We start from the raw sequence: 7,587 nt of genomic DNA on the forward strand, positions 1-7,587 counted from the left end.
CCAGCTTCGGTGGGTTAAGAGAAAATCTGCTTGCTGAAGACGTAATTCAGACCGATCACGACCACCTGGTCAATCACTTTGACAATGATTGGCGAGCCGTGAAGCAGCGTTAGCCCCACGAACAAGATGGCGGTGTCAGCTAGCAGTGAGGCCCCGCGCAGCGTGAAGAAGCTGACGGCTTCTTTCACGACCGTTCTGGGGGTCATGTCGGCAGCGCCAAACACAAGTTTTTTGTTCGCAATGAAAGCAAACAGGACGCTGAGCACCCAGGCGACGATGTTGGCCCAAAACCAGGCGGTCCCCAGGTGAGTCAGGCTGAAAAAAAGCACGATGTTAATCGCTGTGGTCAGCCCGCCGACGACTAGGTAGCGCAGGGCTTCCCCGTACCGGTCATAAATTGTTGTCACGCGATTATCCATTGATTGACCTCCCGTGAGCATGAAGCAAACTCGTGTAAATGAGGGACGCAGTGTGGGACGCGGTGCCGTTGATCACAAGCGGAAAGGCACTCAGTTGATAATGGGCAGTGCGCACTACATCGACCGCTTGGCTGGTGGTGCACCAGTTGCATACGGTGATTTGGTACCGGCCAGGCTCAAGTGGGTGATGCAGCCGATAGACGGCTCCCGCATCGGTTAAGTGGTAAGTTTGGCCGCTGGCCAGCTTGGTCAGCGTGACCGCCACGACTGAATGCGCATGAATCTGCATGGAAAAGTAATCGGCAGGACCGTTCAGTGTCACGTTCTCGGTCATCGTGGCGTTTGGCCTGAGTCGTTCAGGCTTGGCGTGATACTGCTCGGACAGCTGGCTGTGCTGGGCCGCCACCACCAGCGGTGGCGGGTGCACTGCACCCACCACGTGGCTCAGGCCAAGCACGCTGCTGCAGGTCAGGCCCAACAAAGCCACAGGGCGCCAGGCGAGCCGGTGGACCACTGCTTTTGCTTTCACCGGCTTGGGGATGCTCGCCAAGGTGAACAGCAGTAAGGGCAGAATGATCTGACCGTAGCGGGCCTCGGTTTCCCACAGGAGGGTGTGGAAGGCCAAGTAGCCCAGGGCGGTGACCACAGCCAGCATACTGGCAGCGCCGCGGGCTTGGCGCCACTCGGGCTGCCACGTGAGCAGGCGCAAAATCAAAGTCAGCCACAAGGTGAGCGTGGCCGTGGTATAGCTGATGGCGGTCAGGGCAGCCAGTGTCTGGACGTGCTTTTGATAGACCGCCGGTGCCGACCGGAACCCACCGTTGTACCAGGACTGAATCCCTTGAACATTCAGCAGAATGCCCAATTTGGTGAACCATAGCTTGATCAGTCCCGAACCCCCCAGATGCTTCACGCGCTGTTTCAGCAGCACCAAATCATGATGCTGACGGGCCGCCTGGTCAGAGAGCTTGATTGCGGCGTGGACGTCGTGGGCGGCATACATGCTGTGGCTTTTGGCGTTGGTTCCCATCAGCAGCCAGTTGGTGACGGGAAACGCAAATTCGGTCTTGGGGGTGTAGTGGCTGGCGGCGTCGATAACGCGGGTAGCCGGCACGCTGAGGCCAAAGCCGACCACCACGAGCAGCATCGGCAGCCAGAGCTTCAAAGGCTTGAGGAGGTGCTGGTGGTGCAAAATTAGCGCGACAATGGCAGCCGCTGGTATCAGTACGATCAGGTTTGGTTTGATCAATGCGCCAAGTAACACCGCAACGGTTAGACCAATGCCCGCCCCAATTTGGTGACTGCGTGTTTGTTCTGGCCACCGCCAAAAAATGCGCATGATGATCAGCAGAAGCAGCATCGACGGCAGGTCGGAATAGAAAACCTGCTTGTCACTGCCAAGCAGGCAAGTAAAGTTGTCCAATTGCAGTGACAGAATCGCTCAAAGCCAGCTTACCCTCCCTCAGATATATTCGCCAGCCATGAATTCTGAATCAATTCTGAAACTTTTTTAGAAAAGGGCCCCGACCGTTGCCCACCAGCGACAGTGTTTGTTGCCGCCTAGCTGCTGTTTGGTGGTGGAGAAAACAGTATTCTGGAAGATTGGCAGGAGCGCCTGACGCGCTGACTAACAGGTCTTAGAAGGGGATAAAGTGGAAAATTAAGAGTAGTATGATTCAAGAATATTCTGTTATCATAATCTTAAAAGTATTTTGTTCCCACGAATCGACTATCTGTGTACAAATTTTACATTATGTCCATTATCTATTAGGAATAGGGAATTCCTAAATAAGCCTAGTTCAAATAATATAAAAACAATTTTTCAAAACTGGTTTAGCCTTGCAATTCTCTAATGCTATACTCATCTCAACCAGGGGGTTGTCAACCCCACTAAGCATCTTCGCTCTGATGGCGCAGTGCAAGAAATGAGGAGGAGTATGATGAAAGCAAGTCCCAAGAGTAACTCTTTAAGAGTTGATACTGATCGGAAAATCCATTATAAGATGTTCAAAGATGGCAAGAAGTGGGTCTTTACGGGCTTGGTAACGACTTTCTTCACAGTTCTGCCATTTGTACAAATCAACACTGTCAAAGCTGACACAACTACGAACCTGGAGCCGACAGCGCAGGTGACGAACTCAGATTCCAGTGCAACGGCGGCGAACGCTTCGAACACAGCCGTTCTTGAGACGCAAGCCGCCACTGCTGCAATCCCGGAGACCACACCGGCGAAAGCACTGCTTGAGATTAAAAATGCCCAGGCAACCACGACTGAAAGTGGTCTGGTCACCGTCATAGGGACGACGACGGCCAATGCACAAGTTACAGCAACTGCTGAAAATGGCATTACCCGAACGGTGACCGCCGATGCAAACGGTTATTTTAGTGTTGCGCTAAATGGCACATCCACTGTTATTTTGAAAGCCTCGTTGGATGGGCATTCAAGCGAGCCGGCCGCTGTGGTAGTTCCAAAAGCGAAGACGACAGCTGAACAGGAAACAGCGACGCCCACATCGGCGGTTGCTTCGAGAGCAGCATTAGCCGAGGTTGCAGACAATTCCCAAGCTGAAAACACTCAGTCGGCGGGCAACGCAATTCGCTTAGTCGATCCTAGCGATGACGAGATTGCGGCTGCTAAGGCATCCGCAACCGACTCATTCAACAAGACGGGTCTTCCACAGACTATTCAAGTGCTCATGGCTGACACCGATTCTTCTCAGGTGGAAGAGGTTTATAACAAGAGTTTCTTGCAGACACTCCAGCTGACTAAATCAGATGCATACACCAGTGTCGATGGTCAAATCATAGTTAAAGCCGGTGTCCGGGAAGTCAAGGATGGGGACACAACCAAGAAATATCTTGCTTACGATCAGCCAATTACAGTGACATTCGATCATTTCTCAAATTTGGGTTCGTTCAATAACATGAAAGAGGATACCGACGGCGATGACATTAATTGGCTCGATCCCTCGACGATTTTAGGAGCTATTACTCATTGGGTAGCCCAAATTGCAGCGGGTGATTTGTCGGCTGAGCAACTGCAACAGCTGACAGCTAGCACAAACGATCCGTCGGCGTTAAATTCAGATATTGACAAAAATACCGCACTCCTCCTGAGTGGTAATGATGAAGATCAGAAACAGCTTTCGCAGGATGACCTGTTTCGTTTAAGCCCAGTCACAGGTGCTGGTGCGTTACAGGTCGGCGTTTTTAATGCTGAGGCCTTATCTAAGCCCACTCTCAACCAAAAGACGGATGTCGTTTATGCCTCTCCAACCTTTGATTGGGACAAATTGGCAACCAAAAACACTGACAACTCAGTGTCAGTCACATTCACCTTGTCAGCGGATCAAGTCAAATCTGCTTTTGCAGACCATGGTGGTTATCTTTACGTCAAGATTCCGGGCAAAATGAGCAGCTTGAAGATAACCGACTTGCTCGTCCCTGCTGAAGATGGCAGTATCGGGACAGGTACCAAAGTTGAAGTCGTCGATACGCCTACGGATACGCCAACTGACACGCCTGCCGAGGCTAATTTCCCAATTACTTATAAGTATGTCGATGAGAGTGGCAAAGAGATTGCCAACAGTCAGCAACAGAAGAAGCTCACTTCTGAAGAATCGATTGATTTCAGCCCACTGAATCCACCAGCTGGGTATACTTTTGACCCGAAGAAAACAGAAGTCGATATTACCAGTGCTTTTGATGATCAAATCAAGTCTGACATTAGCAGTGCAACTGATTTTGCGGGTTTGAATTCAGCGCTGGCCAAATTGGGGATCACCAAAGTCAGTGCTCTTGAAGGCAGCAACACCCACCAGGTGACCATTACCTATCACGGCACCAAAACTGAAGAAAAGAAATATACTGCCAAGGTCATTTATGTGGACCAAGCAGACGGTCATGAGATTCGGGATGCTGCACCTTTAGGCTCGCAGCCGGCAGGACAAGGGGTCCGGACTACTGGTATTCCCAAGACTGTTGAAGGGTACACGATGGTTGGCGAGGACCCGATCAAGGAACACTATTACTTCACGGATCAGCCTGACCAAGTTGTTACCCTCACGTACAAGAAGAATGATGCCGGTGGTACCGGCACTGGCACCGATACGCCTACAGCAAAAGGCAAGATCACTGTCAACTTAGTGGGTGAAGATCACCACGCGCTTGTAGTACCCAGTGATCCCAATTTTCAACAGACGTACTATCTTGATGGTGATATTGGGACGGGCATCCCAGCTGGTGCCGTCAACAAGACCGCCCCAGGTTTTACAATCATAGAGGATGGAACGCTCAAGGCTAAGTTTACTGACAAAGACCAGACGATTCTGATCATTTACAAGCCAGTCGCAACTAAGGGTACAATCACTGTTAACTTAGTGGACGAAAATGACAAGCCGATTTCCAATACTGATGGCAAGTCTTCAATTAATCTCGAGGGCAATATTGGCGATTCAATTACAAGCGTGACCCTCAACAAGAACGTCCCCGGTCACAAGATCACCACCGATGGCACGACCGATGCGAAGTTTACTGAGACTGCCCAGACGCTGACGATCAAGTACGCGCCAGTCGTAACAAAGGGTACGATCACTGTTAAGTTAGTGGACGAAAATAATAAGCCGATTTCGAATACTGATGGCCAGTCTTCAATTGATCTCAAAGGCAATATTGGCGATTCAATTACAAGCGTGGTCCTCAATAAAGACGTCCCCGGTCACAAGATCACCACCGATGGCACGACCAATGCGAAGTTTACTAAGACTGCCCAGACGCTGACGATCAAGTACGCTACAGACGGGCCGAGAGTGTACACCCCGGGCAATCCTGGCTCGACTTTGGATGGGGATCCGACCACAGTAACGTCCCGGTATTTGATTGGGACGGTGCAGGCTAATGTTAAGTACAATGGGGACGATGCACTGGCTGAGAAGAAAGGCTCGCCTATTCAGATTTACCGGACGGCCACCCTTGATGCTAGTGGCGCTCCAGTGTACACGCCATGGACAACGAATGCAACCGGTGTTGGTGGCAACGACACTGATGTTTTGCTGACACCAATTACTGAAAGCGATATTCCAACAGTCGCGAACAAAGTCGGTAAAATCGTGGATGAAACGAACAAGGCGATTACGTCCGCCGACTTACCCTTGGTTGGTAAAAAAGTAACAGCTAGTGATGGTTCGGTTCTCATCGATGGTACCCAGAACACAAACATTGGTGGAAAGTACCTGACGAATTTCATTGCGACCCGCGTGGTCAATTACGGCGCGAACCAGCCTGACTTGCAGTGGCATGACGCACCGAAAGAGCCGAAAGATCCTCTCTACAACGACACGCATAAAGTCTTGCACCCGCTCATCATGATGACAAAAGACGGTGTAACAACGGAGCAAGATAATACCGAAAATGACATCGTTTTGACGCGTCAATATCAGATCGATGATAACGATCCTGACAGTGGCGTGAAAGATTATGGCCCGTGGATTGTTGATGACACTGGCAAGTTCATGACCGTTGGCTATACACCGGTAATTTACGATGGTTATAAGGCTTCACCAGCAAACATCGACCAGAATACCCAAGATGATGATCACAAAACCGTCACGGAAGAACTTGCGGCAATGGCGGCTGAGACAGCAGACCAAGATAAAGAAATCACCTTCACCATTAACTATGACAAAGAAAAGGCTGAATTGGTCGAGCACCCTGCACCAAATGAACCAAGTGATGTGAACTATGATGATACACATAAGTTCCTGAATGTCACAATTAACGGTGATCAGAACGGTCAGAAGAAGCTGCTAGAGACTGGGAAAGTTGTGTTCAATCGTACTTACTACACAGAAGAAGGCGACACGACTAACAAGGTCGTTAAGTATGGCGATTGGAAGCAAACTGCACCCTTTGCAACTTTCACTCCTGAGCCAGTGGATGGCGCCACGCCAACTCCAGCACAAGTGACCGAAACAACGGTAGGCGACGATGGTCAGTCCATCAAACAAGCCGCAGCTGGTTTACTTGCCGCAGCCGACGACGAAGATAAAGACATCACGATCACTGTAACCTATGCCAAGGCTGAAGCGGCCAAAGGCACAGGGACTGTTCACTATGTCTATCAGAACGTTGACGGTATCGAACTGAAGGATCCTGAGACGGTATCTGGTGAAGTCGGGTACAATTACTCCAATGATTATTCGGTTCCTGACACCTTAAGCGGCGAAGGCAAAGGCTTGTCTGATGCTGACGGCACACTTGATACCAGTGTTCTGCACTACTATGCGACTGCCGATATTAACGGCGGCCAGATCAACAATTTACCTGATGACAGCACGGCCGATGGGACCTTTGGTACTTCAGGCCAAGACATCTGGGTTATTTATGTTGCCAAGCCAAAAGCAAGTGCTGCGGATACTGTAACTGCTGAGGAAATCGAAGGTGACGCTGATCATCCAAATGGCGGGACCAGAATCACCGTTAAGCATGTTGACGGCAGTCCCGACACCGTGACAACAGTATGGAATGGTAATGACGGGGTAACGCCAGTTGTTGATCCAAATGGCACCGACAATGGCGACGGGACGACTACGTACCAAATCACCGCAGATGGACAGCCGGCAGGCTCGTTCACCGTTAAGAATGGTGAAAAAGGTAAGGATGGTGTAGACGGTCAGACGCCTCAGATTAAGACAACTGATGATGGTAAGATCGTGTTCTATATACCGGGCTCGAAGGGCGATGGTACTAATGACACGAAGTTGGCTGAAATCGATGCTCCTAAGTCCGGAGATACGATCACCGCAACGCCGGCAAGAGTTACTGAAGATCATCCAAACGGTGGAACCACGATCACTGTTAAGCATGGTGACGGCAGTGCCGACACTGTGACGACGGTATGGAATGGTAACGATGGGGCAACTCCAGTTATCAGTCAGACCGGTAAGGATAACGGTGACGGGACAACCACTTATGACGTGACGGCTAACGGGAAACCAGCTGGGACGATCACGATCAAGAATGGTAAAGACGGCGCGGATGCGAAGACGCCATCAGTTCGCGACGGCAAAGACGGTAAGGTTGAATTCTACCTTCCAGGGACCAAAGGCGATGGCAGCGATGATACCGTCTTAGGTTCGATCGAACCACCAAAGGATGGAGATACGATCAC

General features: G+C 50.6%; 3 protein-coding genes. 1 reads left to right on the forward strand and 2 read right to left on the reverse strand.

The genetic code is table 11. The features are described from left to right. Nucleotides 1-14: 14 nt before the first annotated feature. Both JUE30_RS07760 and JUE30_RS07765 read right to left on the reverse strand, forming a co-directional pair. The gene (locus JUE30_RS07760; protein WP_203624366.1) at nucleotides 15-419 is read right to left on the reverse strand and encodes a GtrA family protein; all 405 of its coding nucleotides are present in this window, start codon (nucleotides 417-419) and stop codon (nucleotides 15-17) included. Continuing rightward, on the reverse strand, nucleotides 412-1,842 hold the full coding sequence (locus tag JUE30_RS07765; RefSeq protein WP_203624367.1) for a hypothetical protein: 1,431 nt from the start codon (nucleotides 1,840-1,842) through the stop codon (nucleotides 412-414). Before JUE30_RS07765 ends, JUE30_RS07760 begins: the two co-directional genes overlap by 8 nt. Nucleotides 1,843-2,356: 514 nt before the next feature. Between JUE30_RS07765 and JUE30_RS07770 the strand changes: the two genes are divergently transcribed. Next, a partial coding sequence (locus JUE30_RS07770) for a KxYKxGKxW signal peptide domain-containing protein (RefSeq protein WP_203624368.1) occupies nucleotides 2,357-7,587 on the forward strand: 5,231 nt, incomplete at its 3' end.

Origin of the sequence: Lacticaseibacillus sp. 866-1, from assembly GCF_016861825.1 — a bacterium.
In the GTDB taxonomy this organism is placed as follows: domain Bacteria; phylum Bacillota; class Bacilli; order Lactobacillales; family Lactobacillaceae; genus Lacticaseibacillus.

Bases quoted from the DNA above. Each gene is read 5' to 3' on its own strand.
- JUE30_RS07760 (WP_203624366.1), bottom strand. From the start codon at position 419: ATGGATAATCGCGTGACAACAATTTATGACCGGTACGGGGAAGCCCTG.